The organism is Staphylococcus saccharolyticus (assembly GCF_900458815.1).
Taxonomy (GTDB): domain Bacteria; phylum Bacillota; class Bacilli; order Staphylococcales; family Staphylococcaceae; genus Staphylococcus; species Staphylococcus saccharolyticus.
In genome coordinates, this window is the sequence record NZ_UHDZ01000001.1 from 211,482 (window position 1) to 233,182 (window position 21,701).

The window sequence follows — 21,701 nt, forward strand, 5'->3', positions numbered from 1 at the left end:
CTCAATCATAGTCTTATCGTGCAAAGATGTACAGATTTTTTAAGAAGAAGGGTGATAAAGATTTACATTTATTAATAATTAAAGTTTATATGAGAAATGTTTATAAATATTTAATAAATTATAACACTCAATCGTTTGAAAATTCAAAATGTATGAAGTAAAATGAAATTAAGTGAATAAGAAAGCGCTTACAATAGTTGTTACTCTCTTATTTCTCATATTTTAGAAGTAATGTTGGGGTGCTTTAGCGATAATGTTTTATGGGAAGGAGGCATTCAGTTATGAGTGAATCGTATGATTTGATAGTGATTGGAGCGGGACCAGGAGGTTACGTGTCAGCAATTCGAGCTGCACAACTTGGGAAAAAGTAGCAGTTATTGAAAAGAATAATGCAGGTGGTACGTGCTTAAACGTTGGATGTATACCATCTAAAACATTATTAGAACATGGTCAAAAAGTTCACGATATCCATACCGCAAAGGATTGGGGAATTACAACGAAAGAATTGAATATAGATTTCTCTCAATTTGTGCAACGAAAAAACAAGTGGTCTAAACACTTACAGGTGGTGTTAAGCAATTACTAAAGAAAAACAAAGTTGCTTATATTGAAGGTGAAGCGCAAGTCACTAAAGATTTGAAAGTTCAAGTGAATCAGAACACATATTAAGCCAATGACATTATTTTGGCTACTGGAAGTTAAGCCATTTATACCTCCAATTGATGGCTTAGATAACGTCAATTATGAAACAACAGATACATTTTTCGATTTAAAAGCATTGCCTAAAAAAATGGCAGTCATTGGTGGCGGTGTTATTGCAACCGAATTAGCATCATCTATGGCTGATTTAGGCGTAGATGTGACCATTGTTGAAGTGGCTAACGATATTTTACTTACCGAAATTGAAGAAGTAAGAGAACTTTTAAAATCACATTTAGATCAACAGGGCATTAAGATGATTACAAATGCGAAAATTAATAATGTTTCTAAATCAAAAGTTGTATTAAAAAATGAGGAAGTTGAATTTGATACTTTACTCATTGCAGTAGGACGTCAACCTAACACTCAAATAACACAAGAGCTTCATTATGGATATGGATAAAAAATTCATTAAAGTCAATGAACATTATCAAACAAGCCAAAAACATATTTATGCAATAGGTGACTTAGTATCAAGATATCAATTGGCTCACGCAGCAAGTGCCCATGGTATTCATGTCGTAGAAACGCTAGCAAAACGTAATCCATCACTTGTACGTCAAGAAGACATCACTCGTTGTATTTACACAAGACTTGAATCCGCATCTGTTGGATTATCTGAATCACAAGCAAAAGAAGCTGGATATGATGTTAAAGTGACTCAATCTGCTTTTCAAGGTAATGCTAAAGCGCTTATCAAAGGAGAAAACGAAGGATTTATAAAGCTTGTCATTGATAAGAAGTACGGAGAAATACTTGGTGCCTTTATAGTAGGTCCGCATGCAACAGATTTAATTGGCGAACTTCTTGGTGTTAAAGCTTCAGAAGGTACTATCAATGAAATTTCAAACATTATTCAACTGCATCCAGCTTTATTAGAAACAATTGGTGAGAGTTCGGATGCTTATTTTGGCACAGCTATTCATATGTAATTAACTTTAGCCCTATGAAAGATAGGAGGAATTAACAATGAAAATAGGTAAAGAACAAGCACGTTGGATTTATAAAACAATGAATGAAATTCGTTACTTCGAAGAAAAAGTGCATAAAATTTTTAGCGATGGTAAAATTCCAGGATTTGTGCATTTATATGTTGGTGAAGAAGCCGTTGCAACAGGTGTCATGTCACAACTAAATGATGATGATTATATTACTAGTACTCACCGTGGACACGGTCATGCGATTGCGAAAGGCTGTGATTTGAATGGTATGATGGCAGAAATTATGGTTAAACGTGATGGTTTAGGACACGGTAAAGGTGGCTTTTATTTCACAGATTTTAGAGGTTATTCTACACAATCTCTAGGCGGTGTTTACTATGTATCTCCAGACTTTAAGACGGTCACACCAGTCATTCAAAATATATCTGTGGCGAATGGTATTGCACTAAGTACGGATGAAAAAGTACTATGGGTCACTGAAACTACAACGAATCGCCTTCATCGAATTGTTTTAGAAGATGATGGAGTGACAATAGCCCCATTTGGTACGACGATACCATATTACTTTACTGGTCATGAAGGTCCTGACTCATGTTGTATTGATAGTGACGATAATGTATATGTGGCTATGTACGGACAAGGTCGTGTACTAGTCTTTAATAAAAGAGGCTATCCTATTGGACAGATACTAATGCCAGGACGAGATAAAGGAAAAATGTTACGTTCTACACATCCTCAATTCATTCCGGGTACAAATCAACTTATTATTTGTACGAATGATATTGAAAATAATTTCGAAGGTGGATCAATGCTTTATACAGTCAATGGATTCGCTAAAGGACATGAAAGTTATCAATTTCAATAAATCCTTGGAATAAATAATATGTTATATATCATTATTACTAAGTTAAAATCCCCTTACTAAAGAGTACCTAGTAAGGGGGTTTTGATGTTGATTGAAACGCGTTTCTAATTGAATTTTACTATTAAAGTCTTTAAGAAAGTGTTTCTTTTACAAATGGTTTAATTGTCGATACTAAATTCTGCTGATGCTTCAAATTTTACGTTTTGACCTAACATTACGCCACCAGTTTCTAAAGCTTGGTTAAAATTAATACCATATTTTTCACGGTTAATTGTTCCGCTAACGATAAATCCAGTGACTTGTTGTCCATTCATTGGATTTTTACTTACACCATTAAATTCCACATCAAATGTCTCTTCATGCGTTTCGCCTTTAATTGTCAAATCTCCAACAACTTGATGTTCGTTAATTTCTTTAGTTACAAATATCATTTTATCGTTGTCTTCTGTACCAAAGAAGTCGTTTGATTTTAAATGTTTATCTCTATCTTCATTTTGAGTAGCAATTGAACTTGGAATAATAGTAGTTATTGCTTTTAGTGAATTTAAATCATTAATATCTCCGTCTAATTGAACATCGAATTGTGTAAACGTTCCTTTCACTTGAGATACCATGAGATGTTTAATTTTAAACTGAATGTTACTGTGAACTTGATCAAAGTTAAATTGTGTCACTGTTATAACCCCTTCCTTTTATAGTATAACGATTATACTTGATATACTTATTATTTTAATCATAGTAGAATATCTTTTCAATCTTTTTGTACTGATTAGTTAAATTTAATATTTGCACTTTTTAAATCATTATTTTGTCTCAGAGAAATGTGTTGAAGATTTAAACTATGGAAATATTGAATACATATCAATATGAGGGAGCGAATTCAATCATGAATATTTCTAGAGGCATTAATCATATAGGTATGACTGTTCCAGATATAGAAGAAGCAACTTCATTTTTCAAAAAAGGATTAGATGGCAAAATTGCTTATGATAGTCTGACTAAACAAGATGAACCGCGTGGAGGAAAAAATGTTGAAAAGGTACTGTATTTGTCAAAAGGAGCAAGAATTATTCATAAAAAGAATGATGGTATTTGGTAATGGACCTAACATAGAAATGTTTCAGTTTGAAAATGCCAAACAAAGACAAGCTAAATCTTTACAAGATATTGGATTTACCCATATTTCATTTTATATAGACCATATGGAGGTTGCAGTCGCAAAAGTAAGATCAGCAGGAGGACAACCTGTTTCAGAACCTCATTCTAATATTAAATATGAAGATACAGATGATAATCAAACGGTTTATGTGAGAACACCATGGGGGACTCTTATTGAATTACAAACTATTCCAAATGGATATTACTATCCACCTGATAGAGAAGCTGAATTATTTACGCCTCAGAAACTAGAATAAATAATGAATCGATATTTTAAATAAGTGTGCTTTCATTTGACATTATAATTAGAAGACAGTAATATGGCATTAAATCGTAATTTTTACGATTTAAGGATGATATATAGATGATGGTATGATTAATATAAAATAGGAATATCCGTCCCTGTCTATTTTATTAGAAGTGCAAGCGAAATGAAAAAATTCTTCAATACCTCATATAACACATCAATTGGCCATCATCTATCATATTGTTCTTTTTTTATTTTTAATTTCCTTTTAAATTCTAATTCTTTTTATTTTTTCGCTCGTCTTCGGACAGGTGTTTTTTTATAAAAAGGTGTATTCTAAGAGTAAAGATAGAGGTAAGGGTGATAACAATGAACTATATTAAAATGATTCGCTCCAACGATGGTACTCAGCTATACTCTAAAATCAATGAAGTTTATGACAGTAAAGCTAACATTATTATTGTACACGGCGTAGCTGAACATTTAGAAGGCTATGATCAGCTCACAACATTTTTAAATGAAAATAGTTTTAATGTGATTCGTTATGATCAACGTGGCCATGGACGCTCTGAAGGAAAACCTGTTTTTTATAGTAGAGTTGATGAAATTGTTGAAGATTTAGACGCTATTATTCAATATACTAAAGCCACTTATTCTGGTAAAACGTTATTTAATTGGTCATAGTATGGGAGGTTATGCAGTTACATTATATGGCACAAAGCGACCTCATCAAGTTGATGGAATAATTACTTCGGGTGCTTTAACACGTTACAACAATCAATTATTTGGAGAACTGGATCGATCTTTTCCAGTTGATATGTATGTCCTAAATGAACTTGGCAATGGCGTGTGCTCTGATGAAGATGTCATCAGCAAATATGCACTGGATGACCTTGTAGCTAAAGAAATATCACTCGGCTTAATTTTTACTTTGATGGACGGTGTTGAATATTTAAAAAATAATTCTAAACTTTTCTCAGAAAAAGTACTTATTCTTCATGGTAAAGATGATGGTATCGTCAGTGTTGAAGATTCCGTACAATTTTACTCTGAAATTAAATCAACTCATAAATCTCTTCGTATATATGATGGCTTGCAACATGAAATTTTAAATGAGTCTTCGTACAACGAAAATATTTATATAGAAATAGTGAATTGGTTAGGTAACGATCCTAAAAATGTAAAATGAGATGATATTTGAGTTTGTTTTATATAAAGGGAGACAAGCTTATCTTTTTATATAGAAACGGTGTTTACGAAAAAATGAATTGAGATGGAATCATGTGAATAGCTATTTTAAATCATTGAGTTTTAAAACATGGACTATTTATTAATTTTTGCTGTGTCGCTGATTTGTTAAATATTTACTGTGTTAGATACTTGATTCGCTAAGAAGAAAGATATAAAAAATCCTCCAACGAAGTTGGCTCGACTTCGTTGGAGGTATCATGGGTAGGGGTTAATGTTTCTAAATTTATTTACTCTAATTTAATATTAATTAAGACTTTGAGGATAGGGGGGGATATTAAATACTTAATTATCATTATCTCTTTATCATTTTATATTTTACAGGGAAAGTTTGTTATTTAGATTCGTAATAATTTAATTCTAAATCTTTAGATGTTTGTTTACGAGTTTCTCTCATTAACTTCACATCTTTGATAAGAGATTTACCATATGATGGGATTATTTTTTGTAATTTTGGTTTCCATTCATTTTCATAATCAGCAAAGTTTTTCTCTAAAACTTCTAGGGCTACGGATACTGAAGTTGATGCCCCTGGTGATTCACCTAATAATGCGATAACAGAGTGGTCTTTAGAGTTAACAACTTCTGTACCGAATTGGATGAATCCTTTACCATTTTCTTCAGTGTCTTTAATCACTTGAACACGTTTACCTGCAGTATACACTTGCCAATCTTCATCACGAGCTTCAGGGTAGAACATACGTAGATGGTTCATACAACCTTCTTTAGTCATTAATACTTGATCGATTGAGTATTTGATTAATGGTAAGTTTTTAACTGCAGATGCAAGTAAAGTTGTGATGTTATATGGTTTGATAGATTTGAATAAATCTAAGTTAGAACCATTTCTTAAGAATTTAGGTCCAATGTTTGCGAATGGTCCAAATAATAGTGTTCTTTCACCTTCAATGTAACGAATATCTAAGTGAGGTACAGTCATTGGAGGTGTGCCTGGTGGTTCTTTACCGTATACTTTAACGTCATGTTCATTAATTACACCAGGGTTTGTACAAATTAAGAATTGACCGCTGATAGGGAATCCACCAAGATGTTTGCTTTCAGGAATACCAGTTTTTTGTAATAGTGGTATAGCGCCACCGCCAGCACCGATAAATACATAATCAGTTTGATGTTCAAAGACTTGACCAGTGTTACGATTTTTAACTTTAACTTCCCAAATACCGTCTTTGCGACGATTGAAGTTAACGACTTCATGGTTATATTGGACATCAGCATTTGGATGTTTTTTAATATTTTTAGCCATTTTACGAGTTAATTCACCGTAGTTAACATCAGTACCTTCGTCGATTTTACTAGCCGCCATAATTTCATTTCCAGTGCGACCTGTCATCATTAGTGGCATCCATTTTCTCATTACTTCGATATCTTCTGTGTATTCGATATTATCGAACATAGGGAAGTTACGCATTGCTTCGTAACGGTCTTTTAAGAACTTAACGTTATTTTTACCTCTTACGAAACTAATATGAGGAAGTGGATTAATGAAATCTTTAGGGCTATCAATACTACCACTTTTAACTAAGTAACCCCAGAATTGTTTAGAAATCTCGAATTGTTCGTTGATTTCTTTGGCTTTTTCTATATCAATTGAACCATCGGGTTGTTGAACTGTATAGTTCAATTCACATAACGCAGCATGCCCAGTACCGGCATTGTTTCTTTCGTTAGAACTTTCAATACCTGGACGATCTAAGCGTTCATAGAGTTTGATGTTCCAATTAGGTTCTAATTCTTTAAGCATAGAACCGAATGTCGTACTTAAGACACCAGCACCAATAATAACTACATTTTTTGACTCCGTATTAGTCATTATTTGCTCACCCTTCTTAAAAAGAATTCGTGCAAAAATAATTAAATTATTGCGCTGATTAATATTATAAGACTGATACATCTATAATAAAAATACATATTTATAATACGACCTATTCCGCTTTGTAATATTTTAAACACAATTGTTGTGAAATGGAGAATCTATGATATAACAGTTCGCAAAAAGATCATTATTATATAGAAGGAATATCATAATGACTAAAGGCCAGTCTGACGCATGTCTGAAGGAAGACATACATCATGATTAGGTAGTATAAATTTTGCAAATGACACAGCAAAAAAGGAGTATATATTGAAAAATGTCACTTTTATTTAGAAAGGGCTAAGAAACATGATAGAGGGGGATGATGTTAGAAACTGGAAGATTATTATTAGACAAACCGGATTTAAAATATATTGATGAACTATATCTTTTACACACAAATAAAGAAGCAACTCAGTATACACCAAAGGGTATTCATGAAAGTAAAGAGGTGACTAAAAGGTTTATTGAAGGATGGATAAGACATTGGGAGGAGAACAACTTTGGTTATTTTATCTTAATTACTGAAGACTCTAAAGAAGTTGCAGGTATTACGGAATTTGAATATCGCACGATAAATTATCAACGCTTTCTTAATTTATACTATAGATTTTTTTCAGAATTCACTAAACAAGGGTTAGCTACAGAGAGAATAGACAAGATTTCTTACTCGTTAAAACATTACGATTCAATTACTCCTAAAATTATACATACAAATCAACCATCTATTAAATTAGCAGAACGATTAGGTTATATTGATGATCTATCTTGGAATAATATCATTAATAAAGGTAACCCATTGCTTTTTTATTCAACAACTCAATATACCTAGTTAAGTTAATAGTAAAAATAAAAACTCCATCCTGATAATGTGCAAACTTTGGACTAAGAATTTTAGTTCTATTTTCTAGTTTGCTACATCATCAAAGTGGAGTTTTATTAAAATGTTATCAAGTATATGGATTTCCAAATCGTTTGCAATACTCGTAGAAACCATATTTATTCATAAATATTTGCTTTTTAATATTTTCGGCAGTATCAAAATGAATCGTTTTAAGTACATATTCTGTGAAATCTAAGGTCGCGGTACCATTAGCAGTTATAAAGTGTTTATCTTGTATGATTTGTTCTGGTTGAAAATTATGATGAGAATTATATTTTGGAAATTGTCTAAATATTTCGATTGAATTACCGGTATGCTGATAATGATTTAAAAAAACATGTTTAGCTAAATAATCTACTGCACTACAAATGGCTCCTGCATTTTTATTCAAATTAAATGCTTCTTGAATGAAATCATACAAAGTTTTATTTTCAGTAAACCAACTGCTCCCACCTATGAGTAATAATAAATCGTATTTAGGATTGATTTCATTATGGTTGGTATCGATTTTAGTGTAAAAGCCACCGAGAGAGATCACACTGTCAGAAATGGACACCGTTTGAACTGACCATTCATTACTCCTATTTAAAATTGGACTAAGATAGCAACTTTTCCAATCAGCATATTCATCTAACAATAAAAATAATGCAGTCTACATAAATTTAACTCCTTATTTAGTGACTTTTATGCTTATCTTTTGCCTTTTTCTTTTTAGTTTTCTCTTATATTTTGAGTGTTGCTCTCTCTTAAGCTTATTTAATTTTTTACTGTTATGTTTTTTTAGTTCCTGTTCTTCTTTAATAGCTTGTTGAGCTAAAGTAGTGAATTTAGGTGCTTTTTGTTCTTTTGCCACTTTTCTTTGCAAACGTTTTGGGTTAACCTTTTTCGGTTTTATGGGTTTATTTTTAGTGGTTATTGTTTTTTCCAGCAGTGGGTTCAACTTCCAATAAATAAAATTAAGTACCTTTTCGTCACTAGGTTCACTACCAAAAGTGACTTTTAAAAATTTACTGACTAAATTATCTTGATATTCTACTAAACCAACAAAAAACTGACCATCGTGAAATATTGATAATTTCATTGATAAGTCCCTCCTCGATAGAAAATTGAAATGATGGACGACCTGAGGAGGAAGGTTACTGACAAAAATTTAAATTTGCATTGGGATTACCAACCCAAATGTGTTTTTACATTTCTAGATTAAGTATGACATGAATTTAACTTATAAACAAAGTTCTTTTTTATACTGTTTCTGAAAAAATAAAGTGACTTTTAGTGTGACCGAAAAACTGAATTTTATCAATTAAACTTTCAACATCAGCCATATTTTTGAAATGAGCTTTGAATATAAAGCAACTTTCACCAGAAATTCTATAACAAAAGTCTATATTACTTTGATTATTAATAAATTCTGTAAAGTCTTTATATAAATTATTTTTAATTTCGACTTCTATTATCGTATTAATCTCATATCCTAAAGCTTTATAATTGATGTCAATGGTATATCGATTAATTATCTTGGAATCAATTAATTTATTAATACGTTCTCTAACTGAGGGTGTGGATAAATTAACTTCTTTGCCTATTTCATGTAATGATAATTTACTATTTTTTGCGAGTAAATTAATAATATTTTCATTAGTTAAGTCCAAGGTAGTATTCTCCTAATTTTTGATAAGTTTAATATATTTTTGACTAATATATCATATTCATAAATCTTTTTCTCTTAATTAAGGGGATTTTATGGCTATTGTAGAATTATCAGATAAAGGTCATACACCTTATGATAGAATATTAGGTCATGTTCCTAAAATTTATGAAAATTGGATTGCTCTTGGTGATGTTCTTAAAAAAGAAGAATTTTTATCAGCAGAGTTAAAAGAAGAAATAAGAAAGATGTTAGCACAAAATAACAATTGTTTATATTGTAAAGCTAAAGGTAGACCAGAAAAAAAGTTCATAGATGATAAATCCATCATTTGTATCGGGTTTGTAGATGTATTTATAACACAAAAAGGAATTATGCCTAAGTCTTCAATAGAATTATTAAAAGAGAATTTAACTGAGCAAGAGATGGTAGAATTGTTTGTATATATAACGTTTACCAATTGTCAACATCAGTTTGGCTCATTGATGTCTCTTCAACCTGAAGATGGGCAATAAGTAATCTTTTGAAATGTTGTACTAGACTTGGTATAAGTATAATGTACAACATTTTCTTTAAGGAAATTTTAATTGTGAGTAATTCTTTAGAAATATCATATGCTTATTACATACATGAATGATAATTTTATACTAAAATAGGAGGATACTATGTTTCACAAAGTAACACACACAACAGCGATGATAGGCATTGTTGCTTTACTCGGTACTTCTTTAAGTTACGGTGCAGAAAAACCAAGTGAAGTCATAAATCATCATACAAAGAACAACATATCTAGTACATATGAACCTGATGCCTTAACTTTAACAACACAGAATGGTCAAATTTTATATCGTTATCATGAGAATAAAAAAGAGGATCCAGCCTCTTTAACGAAAATGATGACTATGTATCTTACATTAGATGCAGTTAAATCAGGAAAAGTACATATGAATGACAAAATAAAAATAACTTCTGAGCAAGCTCGATTGTCTCAGTTACCTAATTTATCTTCAGTCCCTTTACAGGCAGGTCAAACCTATACAGTGAAACAAATTTTAGAACAGACTGCATTGGCATCTAGCAACGCAGCGGCATTAATATTAGGTGAAAAAGTATCAGGTTCGATATCCCTACAGATAAAATGAATAAACAAGCTAAGGACTTTGGTATGAAGCAAACGCATTATACAAGCCCAGCAGGTGCAGATAGAAAATTATTAGGTTCATTTGCTCCAAATAAGTATAAAAAACAAGGTAAAACATCTAAAGATATGAATATGATGATGTATCACATGATCAAAAAACATACGGAAATTTTAAAAAATCACCAAAAAGCTTTCATCAACACAACAAGGTCAGTCATTTCAAATCGACAAATCTGTCGTTAAAAGGACAACCTAAGTATTATGAAGGCACAGATGGCTTAAAAATTGGAATAAGTGATACTGGATACAGTTTAGCATTAACAAATCAACGAAACGGTTTGCGACTTAATGAAATAATTTTAAATGTGTCACCTTATCCGAGTGAAGAGGCTAAGGTGAATCGGAATGAAATCGCGAATAATATGATGAAATATTATCGACAACAGTTTGAAAAGGGAGAACATCAAATAGGTGGGAAACAGTATAATGTAAAGAAAGATTTATACGATGTTGTTCCTAAAAATAAAGAATGGCATATTTCAATCAATAGTAAAGATGCGACTTACGTACATTATCAACGTTACTTTTTACAAGGAAATACGTATCCAACAGTGAAAGTTGAAGAAAAACATAGGGGATTCTTTAAGTGGTTATTTAAATAAATGCATATTGCAGTTATATTTTAAATCTTTATGAAGAGCCTGAGATACCAATCAATGTCTCAGGCGTTTTAACGTATTGACAGTCGATGATAGAATTGAGCATGGGCTCATATCAAGCTTTTTTCAACTATAGTCTGGACCCAACATATAGAATTTCATTCAGAAATTCTATAAACAATGCAAGTTGGTGTTCCGGGGATGGAACAATGAATCCGCTATGAATTCTGTCCACGCACTTTGTATTGCCAAGAGTAACTAGAACTTCTTAATGTGTGTTTCTCTCATGCCGTTAATAATTTTAACTATTTCTAATGTTAATTCATCAACTGATTGTTTTTGACCCTGTTTTAACCATGCATAAATAATACGTAAAATACCACCTGCTAGAAATTCCATATAAACTTCTAAATCGATATTAAAGCGTATGCCATAACGTATGTCGAAATCAACTTGTCTTTCAATTCCTTTATATAACTGATTGTAAACAATAATTGTTACTTCACCATAATAGGTAATGTTTAACACACTTTGAATAGTATTTCGGTTATTTTTTAAGAAATTCAAGGTATTCCGTACTACATTTTCAAAGTAAGTTTTAGGTTGCTTTACAGCTAAGTTTTAGGTTGCTTTACAGCTAAGTTAGATGAATGAGATTCATGTAAACTTTTAAAAAATTGATTGAGTACTTGATCTAATAAATCATATTTATCGTTGTAATGTTTATAAAAAGTTGAACGACGAACCATAGCATGTTCACACAAACCTTGAATAGTGATTTGATTAAAACTTTTCATCTTTAGTAATTCTAAAAATGTATCCATTAGAGCACGTTGTGTCTTTTTAACACGTAAATCGTTGCTATTCATTTTATTCACCTCATATAGCGGATACTTCAAAATCTGTGTGACTTAAGCGTCATTATATTTATTTTAACTGCTCTAATTAATTTAACTTAATATTTATTAAAAAAACGTTAAAGTCTCTAATTCAAAAAATCAACACTACTATATCTATAGTGTACTACTTTTATTTTAATTATATACCTTGATGAGTTGTGAAATGTTGATTTAAATCCAAATGGAATTAGAGAGGGGGTTACTGATAAAAAAGAGATACTAAAAGTTTAATGTAACAATTTTTTAGTTTGAACAAGGATGTCCCTGTCTTAAGAGGGAAGTAATTAATGAAAAATGATTATTGAGTGAATTCCTTTTTTAATTTTTTATTTGGTAGTTGTGAACGCCATCTAGAATTTTAACAATTTCTCGAGTGAGTTCATCTATTGAATAATTTTGACCATCTTGGATCCAGGAATAAATCGTTCTTAATATTCCCCCGGTAATAAAATTAGCTAGCACATCAACATCGACATCGACATTAAATTTAAATCCATGTTTAGTTTCAAATTGTATCTGTGCTTGCATTCCAGTATATAATTGTTCGAAGATAATATCTGTTGTCTCATCATAAAGTGTTAAAGTCAATACATTTTGAGCTATAGTTTTATGATTATTTATATAAGCTAATGAATCGTATATGACTTTTTCAAAGTGAGCTCTCGGCTTATCAGGGTTTAATACAGCAAAATGCTTCTCTCTTATTCTGAAAACGAGCTTTCGAATAAGTAATTTAAATAAATCATATTTATCATCAAATCTTCTATCAAAAAGTGGAACGTCTGACTAAAGCTTTGTCACATAAATCTTGTACAGTAATTTGTTTGAATTCTTTAGTGCTTAGAGTTTCAAATAGGGCATCTAACAATGCATTTTCAGTTTTTTCTACACGCAAAACTTTACTATTCATTATACACCTCTTAAAAATGAGACATTTATTGAAAAATGTCACATAAGTATTAGATGGCTTAATTTGGATACACATTGTTTGATTTAAAATTGATACAATTTCTGATATAACTAAATTTTAAATAAATCAAATTTGTGCATGCAATCTTATTACTATATAAGCCATACTAACTCATTTAATTGGGCTTTGTGGGTTAGTATGTTTTGTGTGGTAATTAGAGAGTACTATTAATTTTTTCTCAAAATCACTTACGCAGCTTTATAGCTGTATCTCTAAATTTTTGTGTATAAATGTAGTTTAAGTATCTCTAGTTATTGCGTGTGTTAAGCAAAATTTAGCGACATTTTAAAACTCAAATCGAAACTTTATAAAGTTTTATGAATATAGGTTTAACCACTTTTTAGAATAATATATCTATTATAGTGAAACAAGGCGTTTAGCATTTTAAAATGATGATTTCTGTGTTCTTGTGTAAAGAATGTAAACAGATTTATATATTCTTAAATAAAAGAATTTTCAGAAAAAACACTTGTTATATTACGTGTAACATGGTAGTGTATTACTACAATTTTACTTTAGTACAATATAGTGATAAAGGGATTGCTTGAAAAAGGGGGATTCTGTGCGCCTAGCCATTGATTTAATTTCTATTAAAGAAGAATTACAGTTTTTAAAATATTTTAATCAGCAGGGATATCAACTTGTTGATTTTAATTTAATTGAAAAATTGAACTGGAAAACATTAACACATGAAGACTTGCAACAAATGGACGAGCGTTGCTTTTGGCAACACAATAAGCATATGTATGTTTTAAGAAATGATTTTACAAATCAACTATTTAGATATTTCACCGCATTCCCAATTAAGTATAAGCTCGTGGCATATGTCGGAGACATTATTAGAAATCATAAGGTAATAAAACAAGTTGGTATTGAAAATTATCACCCTAAATTTGAGACAATGACTAAAAGCTTTTTAGATTTTCATCATTTTATCCATCAATATCTCAATGACTGTATTCAATTCGTCATTTTAGGACATTACCAATTGATTAATACACTATTAAAACCTCATGATCAAACTGAAGATGTTATGGAGATGATTGAAGAAAGAAATCTATCAGGCTTGATACAAAAATTAGGTGTACAACATCCTCTCATTCAAATTCTTAAAGAAAATACATTGAATCAACTTAAAGTGTTTCCCGATTATCTACATGTGAATCATCCCGTCCTTAAATCCATTCAATCATGGGGAAGTTGGTTAAAGAAACAAGGAATAACTCAAATTCATCTAGATATTACAGCTCAACCCCCAAGATCATACTACAAGGGTGTATTTATAAAGTGTCATTTGGAGCAATCAAGTCATAGGGTGCTAACAGGTGGTTATTATAATGATGTGCTCGAAGGTTTTGGTTTAGGATTAACGCTTTAATTTTGAAAATGTAAGGAGCGACAAGCATGTTACGAGTAGCACTAGCAAAAGGACGTTTATTAGAAAGCTTTATAGAATACATCCAACAAATACATCAAATGGCTATTGCAAATACCTTATTAAACAGAAACAGACAACTACTTCTTACAATTGACAATATTGAATTTATATTAGTAAAAGGTAGTGATGTATCTACTTACGTTGAACAAGGTATCGCTGATGTAGGAATAGTGGGCAGTGACATATTAAATGAACAGAGATTTAATATCAATAAATTATTAGATTTACCCTTTGGTAGATGCCACTTTGCTTTAGCTACAAAGCCACATATCAACCATTATAGTAAAGTTGTGACAAGTTACGTTCAAACTGCAACGTAATATTTTAATACTAATGGAATGGATGTAGAAGTGATACACCTTAATGGTTCTGTCGAACTTTCATGTGTTGTAGATATGGTAGATGGCATTGTAGATATTGTTCAAACAGGGACCACACTTGAAGCGAGTGGTCTTGTAGAAAAACAGCATATAGCTGATATTAATGCGAAGTTGATAACGAATAAAGCAGCATATTTTAAACAGGCTTCTGAAATAGAAGATTTTATAAATCATTTGGGGGTGTTTATGAATCATGTTTAAAGCGCAACAATTTTTAAACCAATTTAGCAAAGAAGATGATTATATACAATAGTTAGTGATATATGTAATGAAGTTAAATTACATGGAGATTGTGCACTTAAAAATTATAATTTACAGTTTGATCACGTGAAAACAGAACAACTAGAAATTGATCAGAATAAAATTAAACAAGCTTACGATAATTTAGATGATAAGACACGTTCAGCATTAGAACATAGTTACAACCGAATTAGAGCGTATCAAGAACAAATCAAAATACAGTACGTTTCGAATCATCAAGGGGAATGTTATGAAATTCATCATCCTATTGAACGTGTAGGTATTTATGTGCCAGGTGGCAAGGCAAGCTATTCTTCTACAGTGTTAATGATAGCTACACTTGCACAAGTAGCTGGAGTTAAAGAGATTACTGTAGTGACTCCTCCACAAACGAATGGTATTTGTCAAGAAGTATTAGCGGCATGTCATATTACTGGTGTGAACCATGTATATCAAATGGGTGGTGCACAGAGCATTGCAGCTTTAGCATATGGTACAGAATCAATATCGAAAGTTGATAAAATTGTGGGACCAAGAAATCAATTTGTATATGGACAAGTGTGCATCGATCAAATTGCAGGGCCTACAGAAATAGCATTAATCATAGATGAGACTGCTGATTTGGAAGCGATTACATATGATGTATTTGCACAAGCAGAACATGATGAAATGGCTTGTACCTATGTCATTAGTGAACATGAACAGATACTTAAACGTTTAGAAATAATGATACAAGATCAACTTCAATATGTTGAACGTCAAGATATTGTTTCAACAAGTATTGCAAAACATCATTATTTAATTTTAGTTGAGGATATTGAAGAAGCATGTTTAGTCATGAATACCATAGCTCCTGAACATGCGTCTATTCAAACAAAATTGCCTGAAGTATATGTTGATAAAGTTAAATATGTGGGTGCATTATTTTTAAGATATTACTCTCCTGAAGTTATAGGAGGCTATGTTGCAGGACCTAGTCATGTATTGCCTACAAATCAAACAGCTAGATTTACCAATGGTCTATCTGTGAATGATTTTATGACACGTCATTCTGTGATTCATTTGTCACAACAAACATTTAATGAAGTGGCACAGTCAGCGGAACATATTGCACATATTGAACTTTATATAATCATGAAAAGTCGATCTATATACGTCGATAAGGAGGGTATAGGATGATACCGATTAACAAAAATGAAAGTCCTATCACGCCATTATCACAATAACAACTCAAACTAATTATTAAAGATTTAAACTATAATTTATTTCCTAATGAAGAATATGAGCAATTTCTTGAAGCATATGCTAAATTCTATAATTTAAAGTTCACTCAAATTACCGCAGCTAATGGTTCTGATGAATTGATACAGAAGTTAATGGTGATTATGCCAGAAGGTCCTGTACTCACTTTAAATCCTGATTTCTTTATGTATCAAGCATATGCAGCACAAATTAAACGTTCTATACAATTTGTCGATGCAAGTGATGATTTGCGATTTGATTTGCAAAAGATACTAGCAAAGATAGATGAAGTACGACCTTCATTTTTTATCATGAGTAACCCTCATAATCCAACTGGTAACCAATTTAACCTAAACTTTCTTAAAGCAATATCTACTCGGGTGAAGTCTATAGGGAGCTACTTCGTGATTGATGAAGCGTATCTTGATTACGGTCATACTTATCAAGTAGCTTTAGAGTCACATTATTATTCGTATGCGCACATTGTCAAAAGCATTTGGTTTAGCAGGTTTACGCTTAGGTGCCATTGTGAGTCATGAGCAAACAATTCATCTTATTAAACGTATCGAGCATCCGTATCCTTTAAATAGTTTAACATTGAAAGTTGCTACAACTTTATTTACCAAACAAGCAAAGACTTTAGCATTCATTCAACGACAACGCGCTTTGGCAACTTGATTGAAAGGAATTTTTAGTAAATACGTTGCAGATATTATCAAAGTTTATCCTTCTTATACTAATTTTGTTTTAACAAAGGGTGTGCTTGCACAACAATTAGGTGCTTTTATTCATGAAAATGGTTTTAAACCAAGATTTTATGATGAAGGAAGTTATGAGAGATTATGTCCGCTATTCGATTGCTACAGAAGAACAGCTTCATATTTTAGAGGAAGTTGTAAAGAAATGGAGAGAACATTATGACGTACCAGTTAACTCGTAATACTATAGAAACACAATTGAAAATAGTACTGTCGAATGATGAAACTCAATCTAATATTAAAACGGGTGTAGGTTTCTTAGACCATATGTTGACGTTGTTTACATTTCATAGCGGATTGAGTCTTACTATAGAAGCAGAAGGAGATACTTATGTAGATGATCACCATGTAACTGAAGATATAGGTATTGTAATTGGGCAACTTGTCCTTCAATTAGTTAAAGATCAACAGGACTTTACAAGATATGGTCATTCCTACATTCCAATGGATGAAACTCTTGCACGTACAGTGATAGACATAAGCGGGCGCCCTTATCTCTCATTTAATAGTGAATTGAGTGCTCAAAAGGTAGGAACTTTTGACACGGAACTTGTCGAAGAATTTTTTAGAGCATTGGTTATTAATGCAAGATTAACTGTGCATATTGACTTAATTCGTGGTGGCAATACGCATCATGAGATAGAATCCATCTTTAAGTTTTTTGCGAGAGCATTAAAAGTTGCACTCTCATCAAAAGAAGACGGTCGTATCCCATTTCTAAAGGAGTCATTGAAATAGCTATTATTGATTATGGATTAGGAAATATTAGTAACGTAACCCGAGCAATTCAATATTTAGGGTATGATGTTGTCCTTACATGTGATGATAAAGAATTAGAAAGAGCAGATGCTATTGTTCTTCCTGGAGTTGGGCATTTTAAGGATGCAATGACTTCTATTCATGCTAAGAGAATTGATCACTCTCTGAGTAAAATTCATCATAAACCGATTATCGGTATATGTTTAGGTATGCAATTACTATTTCAGCATAGCGCGGAAGGTGACGTTGATGGATTAGGATTTGTCCCAGGAAATATTGTGCGATTCAGACAGATTATCCAGTTCCACATTTAGGATGGAATGATTTGCAAAGTATGCATAACACGTAGTAGCTTACGCCAATTATGGCACAAAAGTTCCGGGTGTGATTCAATATCAGAACTACATTGGTATTCAGTTTCATCCTGAGAAAAGTGGAGAGTATGGATTAGCTATACTGAATCAAGCTTTAAAAGGAGGGTTTATTGATGATTGAATTATGGCCAGCCATCGATTTGATTAATTCAACAAGTGTCCGATTGACTGAAGGTAAATATACTTCAGAAGAAAAAGTGGAGAAAACAGTGGAAGAAAGTATCCAGTTTTATAGTCAATTTGAATGTGTAACACGTATTCATATTATTGATTTAATTGGAGCTAAAACAAAAGAAGCGACAGAATTTAATTATATCCAATCATTAAGAAAACTTACCCTTAAACCTATAGAAGTAGGTGGAGGTATTCGCTCAAAACAAACGATTGAAAATTATATTAACTCAGTAATCGATTATTGTATTTTGGGCACGCAAGGTATCCAAGACGTTGAGTGGTTAGCACGTATGACACAACATTTTCCAAACAAAATATATGTGTCTGTAGATGCTTTTGGAGTGGAAATAAAAATTAATGGATGGGAAGAGGACGCCAAACTTAATTTATTTGATTATGTTGCTAAGATTGAGCATTTACCATTAGGGGGCATTATTTATACAGATATTTCAAAAGATGGCAAACTCGAAGGAGCTAACTTTGAATTGACAGGTCGACTAGCTCATACAACATATTTACCTGTGATTGCTTCAGGAGGAATTAGACATCAAGCAGACTTACAACAATTAGAGGTGTTGAATGTTCACGCTGCCATTGTAGGTAAAGCTATACATCAGAATGCATTTTGGGAGGGATTATCTTGATTAAGAAGAGAGTCATTCCATGTTTAGATGTTAAAGATGGACGTGTAGTAAAAGGCATCCAATTTAAGTCATTAAGGGATATTGGCAACCCTGTTGATTTAGCTCTTTATTATAATGTTACCGGTGCTGATGAATTAGTCTTTCTTGATATTTCAAAGATAGAGACTGGGCATGACCTTATGTTAGAAGTGATTGAAAGAACGGCAAAACAATTATTTATTCCTTTAACAGTTGGTGGAGGTATTCAGACTTTAAATGATATTACACAACTATTAAATCACGGTGCAGATAAAGTATCATTGAATTCTAGTGCTCTAAAGCATCCAGAATTAATTCGACAAGCAAGTGAAAAGTTTGGTAGTCAATGTATTTGTACAGCCATTGATAGTTTTTATGATGAACAACGAGATGATTATTTTTGTACGACGCATGGTGGTAAAAGGTTAACCAATGTACGCGTGTATGATTGAGTTCAAGAGGTAGAACGTTTAGGTGCAGGAGAATTACTTATAACGAGTATGCATCATGATGGAATGAAACAAGGTTTTGACATCGATCATTTAGCAGAAATTAAGCAATTAGTAAATATTCCAATCATTGCTTCAGGATCAAGAAACAACTGTGGCAATAATTAAAGAAAAAATGCATAAAGGAGGGATACCTGTAAGATGAGTGAACGTATTGACTTTTTAAAAGGATTAGTACCTGTCATCTTACAACATAATCAAACGGATGACGTATTAATGTTGGGTTATATGAATGAAGAAGCTTATCAAAAAACGCTCGAAGAAGGTAAAGTTACGTTCTACTCCAGATCTAAACAACGCTTATGGACTAAAGGTGAAACGTCTGGACATTTACAAAATGTGGTGAGTGTGCACGCAGATTGTGACCAAGATACAATATTAATGAGAGTAATTCCACAAGGACCTACTTGTCATACTGGAAATCAAAGTTGTTTTAATAATGAAAGGGCACATCATTTCAAAGTACAAAATTTACAATAAACGATTTATCAAAGTGCTAATTCGAATAAATCTAATTCCTATACACAATATTTACTTAAAGAAGATATTGATAAAATATCGAAAAAATTTGGCGAAGAAGCGTTCGAAGTTGTGATAGGTGCATTAAAAGATAATCGTGAAGAAGTAATCAGTGAGACGGCAGATGTAATGTACCACTTTTTCGTATTATTGCATAGTCTTGATATACAGTTCACAGAAGTAGAACAAGTATTAGCACAACGCCATCAAAAAAGTAATAATTTTAAAGGTGAACGTAAAGACATTAAAGAATGGTAAACATGGATGATACATGATATATAATGAATAATGAAGCTATATTCTACTCACCGTCTCAGTGATTTTGATAAGTTGTGAAAATAATAGAGTCAAAGTTAAACATTTTTAGTACAATTTATTTTCAAAAGGATTAATCTTCACATCTAAACTAAAAAACTTTTTCAAAAAGTGTTTGTAGTTATCGGTTGTGACGTTATACTTACGTTTATTAATATCATTACTTAAAGTTAAAGTGTGATAAGTCATTGTGGCACGTCCAAAAAACTGTGGTTGAGTAATAAGTAATTGTTGAACAAAGGGTGATGTTCGTTGTAGTTGATTTTATCTTCAAAGTCTTCAATATATTGAGGTTGTAAATGTGCTACATAGAGTGTTACCCATTTGTTTTGTATTTGCTTTTGCAAGTCATATTGATTGTCTTTGCTCAAAATAGCGCGGTAAACGCCGTTTCTATCATGAGTTGATATGAATTGATTTTAGAACCCAGCTCTATTGCGCTTAAAGGTACATCTCCAAATCCAACATCAGTAATATAAAATGTCCCATTGATATTGACGTAAAGTGACATATGCGAACCTTCAGGGTTTCGACCGCCATCTGAAGTGTGAACTGTTGAAGAAGTACGCGTAACATGACCCCCTTTACATTCTAAATACGTAACAAATAAATGATTTAATTCATAGCAAAAGCCACCACGCTGTTGATTGACTATTTTGTCATAAAGATTGTCTATACCTATAGAAATAGGTACTTTATTTTGTACATTGAAGTATTTATGTTAAGGTAACATTCAAAATCAATGTTCATTTAAACTACTCCTTTAATTAGAAAGTTTTGAATAATTAGTATTTTATACTATTAATAAACATAAGTAATTTCTTTTGATTATAGATTATTATAACGCGTAATTAAATTGCATATAATTGTTGACAAAATGTGAAAATCCACGTAACATAATATATAAATAATACCGAAAAAGATAAGTGATTTATATCTTGTTTGAATTTTTAAAATTGTATTACAAATTTCAAAAAATTTTATAAGATATTGGAAGCGCTTACTTAAGGTGGAAAGGAGTTCATTATGGAAGCTATCAAAATATTTTTCAACAAAGTTTTTGAATTTTTGCCACGTGTAATTATCAATTTGTTCATTTA

At 31.7% G+C, this 21,701-nt stretch carries 16 protein-coding genes and 12 pseudogenes; 18 read left to right on the forward strand and 10 right to left on the reverse strand.

From position 1 onward, the window contains the following. Positions 1-281: 281 nt before the first annotated feature. Positions 282-1,631: pseudogene (gene lpdA, locus DYE57_RS00845) on the forward strand (dihydrolipoyl dehydrogenase). A 37-nt stretch (positions 1,632-1,668) separates the two neighbouring features. After that, positions 1,669-2,505 carry an SMP-30/gluconolactonase/LRE family protein gene (locus DYE57_RS00850; protein WP_115312531.1) on the forward strand — a complete coding sequence of 279 codons (837 nt, stop codon included), beginning with the start codon at positions 1,669-1,671 and terminating at the stop codon, positions 2,503-2,505. A gap of 158 nt (positions 2,506-2,663) precedes the next feature. Here DYE57_RS00850 and DYE57_RS00855 read toward each other — a convergent pair whose 3' ends face one another. Beyond that, positions 2,664-3,179 carry a YceI family protein gene (locus DYE57_RS00855; protein WP_115312532.1) on the reverse strand — a complete coding sequence of 172 codons (516 nt, stop codon included), beginning with the start codon at positions 3,177-3,179 and terminating at the stop codon, positions 2,664-2,666. A gap of 212 nt (positions 3,180-3,391) precedes the next feature. On the opposite strand from DYE57_RS00855, the pseudogene DYE57_RS00860 reads away from it, so the two are divergent. Beyond that, positions 3,392-3,920 (forward strand): annotated as a pseudogene (locus tag DYE57_RS00860) (VOC family protein). A gap of 359 nt (positions 3,921-4,279) precedes the next feature. Continuing rightward, a pseudogene (locus tag DYE57_RS00870) lies at positions 4,280-5,099 on the forward strand (alpha/beta hydrolase). Positions 5,100-5,492: 393 nt separating this feature from the next. Here the strand turns inward: DYE57_RS00870 and lqo are convergent. Further along, positions 5,493-6,989 (reverse strand): L-lactate dehydrogenase (quinone), encoded by a 1,497-nt coding sequence (gene lqo, locus DYE57_RS00875; protein ID WP_115312533.1) that lies wholly within the window; start codon positions 6,987-6,989, stop codon positions 5,493-5,495. 367 nt (positions 6,990-7,356) lie between these two features. On the opposite strand from lqo, the gene DYE57_RS00880 reads away from it, so the two are divergent. Continuing rightward, complete coding sequence (locus tag DYE57_RS00880; RefSeq protein ID WP_115312534.1) at positions 7,357-7,863, forward strand: GNAT family N-acetyltransferase; 507 nt, start codon at positions 7,357-7,359, stop codon at positions 7,861-7,863. A gap of 118 nt (positions 7,864-7,981) precedes the next feature. Here the strand turns inward: DYE57_RS00880 and DYE57_RS00885 are convergent, their stop codons facing one another. The 3 genes and pseudogenes from DYE57_RS00885 to DYE57_RS00895 form a co-directional block, all read right to left on the reverse strand. Beyond that, the gene (locus DYE57_RS00885; protein ID WP_232619712.1) at positions 7,982-8,551 is read right to left on the reverse strand and encodes a DJ-1/PfpI family protein; all 570 of its coding nucleotides are present in this window, start codon (positions 8,549-8,551) and stop codon (positions 7,982-7,984) included. 37 nt (positions 8,552-8,588) lie between these two features. Continuing rightward, positions 8,589-8,995: pseudogene (locus DYE57_RS00890) on the reverse strand (YjdF family protein). 160 nt (positions 8,996-9,155) lie between these two features. After that, positions 9,156-9,566 carry an Lrp/AsnC family transcriptional regulator gene (locus tag DYE57_RS00895; RefSeq protein WP_115312536.1) on the reverse strand — a complete coding sequence of 137 codons (411 nt, stop codon included), beginning with the start codon at positions 9,564-9,566 and terminating at the stop codon, positions 9,156-9,158. A 91-nt stretch (positions 9,567-9,657) separates the two neighbouring features. Here DYE57_RS00895 and DYE57_RS00900 point away from each other — a divergent pair, with 91 nt between their 5' ends. The 4 genes from DYE57_RS00900 (at position 9,658) to DYE57_RS12100 (ending at position 11,365) form a co-directional block, all read left to right on the forward strand. Then, positions 9,658-10,077: a carboxymuconolactone decarboxylase family protein gene (locus DYE57_RS00900; protein ID WP_115312537.1), complete on the forward strand. Its 420-nt coding sequence runs from the start codon at positions 9,658-9,660 to the stop codon at positions 10,075-10,077. Between the two features lie 150 nt (positions 10,078-10,227). Continuing rightward, positions 10,228-10,704, forward strand: a complete 477-nt coding sequence (locus DYE57_RS12090) for a serine hydrolase (RefSeq protein WP_254426206.1) — start codon at positions 10,228-10,230, stop codon at positions 10,702-10,704. Next, on the forward strand, positions 10,701-10,946 hold the full coding sequence (locus DYE57_RS12095) for a hypothetical protein (RefSeq protein ID WP_254426207.1): 246 nt from the start codon (positions 10,701-10,703) through the stop codon (positions 10,944-10,946). The genes DYE57_RS12090 and DYE57_RS12095 overlap by 4 nt, the downstream gene beginning before the upstream one ends. A gap of 152 nt (positions 10,947-11,098) precedes the next feature. Further along, positions 11,099-11,365 carry a DUF1958 domain-containing protein gene (locus tag DYE57_RS12100; RefSeq protein WP_232619711.1) on the forward strand — a complete coding sequence of 89 codons (267 nt, stop codon included), beginning with the start codon at positions 11,099-11,101 and terminating at the stop codon, positions 11,363-11,365. Positions 11,366-11,620: 255 nt separating this feature from the next. Here the strand turns inward: DYE57_RS12100 and DYE57_RS12105 are convergent, their stop codons facing one another. From DYE57_RS12105 to DYE57_RS12120, 4 genes are all read right to left on the reverse strand, one after another. After that, positions 11,621-11,890, reverse strand: coding sequence for a TetR-like C-terminal domain-containing protein (locus DYE57_RS12105; RefSeq protein WP_238994479.1), 270 nt, complete (start codon positions 11,888-11,890; stop codon positions 11,621-11,623). Between the two features lie 86 nt (positions 11,891-11,976). Further along, complete coding sequence (locus DYE57_RS12110; RefSeq protein ID WP_232619709.1) at positions 11,977-12,231, reverse strand: TetR/AcrR family transcriptional regulator; 255 nt, start codon at positions 12,229-12,231, stop codon at positions 11,977-11,979. 348 nt (positions 12,232-12,579) lie between these two features. Beyond that, positions 12,580-12,987: a TetR-like C-terminal domain-containing protein gene (locus DYE57_RS12115; RefSeq protein WP_338014859.1), complete on the reverse strand. Its 408-nt coding sequence runs from the start codon at positions 12,985-12,987 to the stop codon at positions 12,580-12,582. A 40-nt stretch (positions 12,988-13,027) separates the two neighbouring features. Continuing rightward, the gene (locus DYE57_RS12120; RefSeq protein WP_232619708.1) at positions 13,028-13,171 is read right to left on the reverse strand and encodes a hypothetical protein; all 144 of its coding nucleotides are present in this window, start codon (positions 13,169-13,171) and stop codon (positions 13,028-13,030) included. Between the two features lie 622 nt (positions 13,172-13,793). Here DYE57_RS12120 and DYE57_RS00920 point away from each other — a divergent pair. The 9 genes and pseudogenes from DYE57_RS00920 to hisIE all read left to right on the forward strand — a co-directional run bounded on the left by DYE57_RS00920 (position 13,794) and on the right by hisIE (position 20,544). Next, positions 13,794-14,609: an ATP phosphoribosyltransferase regulatory subunit gene (locus DYE57_RS00920; RefSeq protein WP_238994480.1), complete on the forward strand. Its 816-nt coding sequence runs from the start codon at positions 13,794-13,796 to the stop codon at positions 14,607-14,609. A gap of 26 nt (positions 14,610-14,635) precedes the next feature. After that, positions 14,636-15,250, forward strand: a pseudogene (gene hisG, locus DYE57_RS00925) (ATP phosphoribosyltransferase). Further along, positions 15,243-16,452, forward strand: a pseudogene (gene hisD, locus DYE57_RS00930) (histidinol dehydrogenase). The pseudogenes hisG and hisD overlap by 8 nt, the downstream one beginning before the upstream one ends. Positions 16,453-16,464: 12 nt before the next feature. After that, positions 16,465-17,471, forward strand: a pseudogene (locus DYE57_RS00935) (pyridoxal phosphate-dependent aminotransferase). Continuing rightward, positions 17,449-18,023: pseudogene (hisB, locus tag DYE57_RS00940) on the forward strand (imidazoleglycerol-phosphate dehydratase HisB); the annotation flags it as partial. The pseudogenes DYE57_RS00935 and hisB, both read left to right, overlap by 23 nt. Continuing rightward, a pseudogene (hisH, locus tag DYE57_RS00945) lies at positions 18,024-18,543 on the forward strand (imidazole glycerol phosphate synthase subunit HisH). It begins immediately after the preceding pseudogene. Continuing rightward, positions 18,536-19,240, forward strand: coding sequence for a 1-(5-phosphoribosyl)-5-((5-phosphoribosylamino)methylideneamino)imidazole-4-carboxamide isomerase (hisA, locus tag DYE57_RS00950; protein ID WP_115312539.1), 705 nt, complete (start codon positions 18,536-18,538; stop codon positions 19,238-19,240). The pseudogene hisH and the gene hisA overlap by 8 nt, the downstream one beginning before the upstream one ends. After that, positions 19,237-19,860: pseudogene (gene hisF, locus DYE57_RS00955) on the forward strand (imidazole glycerol phosphate synthase subunit HisF); the annotation flags it as partial. The gene hisA and the pseudogene hisF, both read left to right, overlap by 4 nt. Positions 19,861-19,908: 48 nt before the next feature. After that, a pseudogene (gene hisIE, locus DYE57_RS00960) lies at positions 19,909-20,544 on the forward strand (bifunctional phosphoribosyl-AMP cyclohydrolase/phosphoribosyl-ATP diphosphatase HisIE). A 105-nt stretch (positions 20,545-20,649) separates the two neighbouring features. On the opposite strand, the pseudogene DYE57_RS00965 reads toward hisIE, so the two are convergent. After that, positions 20,650-21,310 (reverse strand): annotated as a pseudogene (locus DYE57_RS00965) (arylamine N-acetyltransferase); the annotation flags it as partial. Between the last annotated feature and the right edge of the window lie 391 nt (positions 21,311-21,701).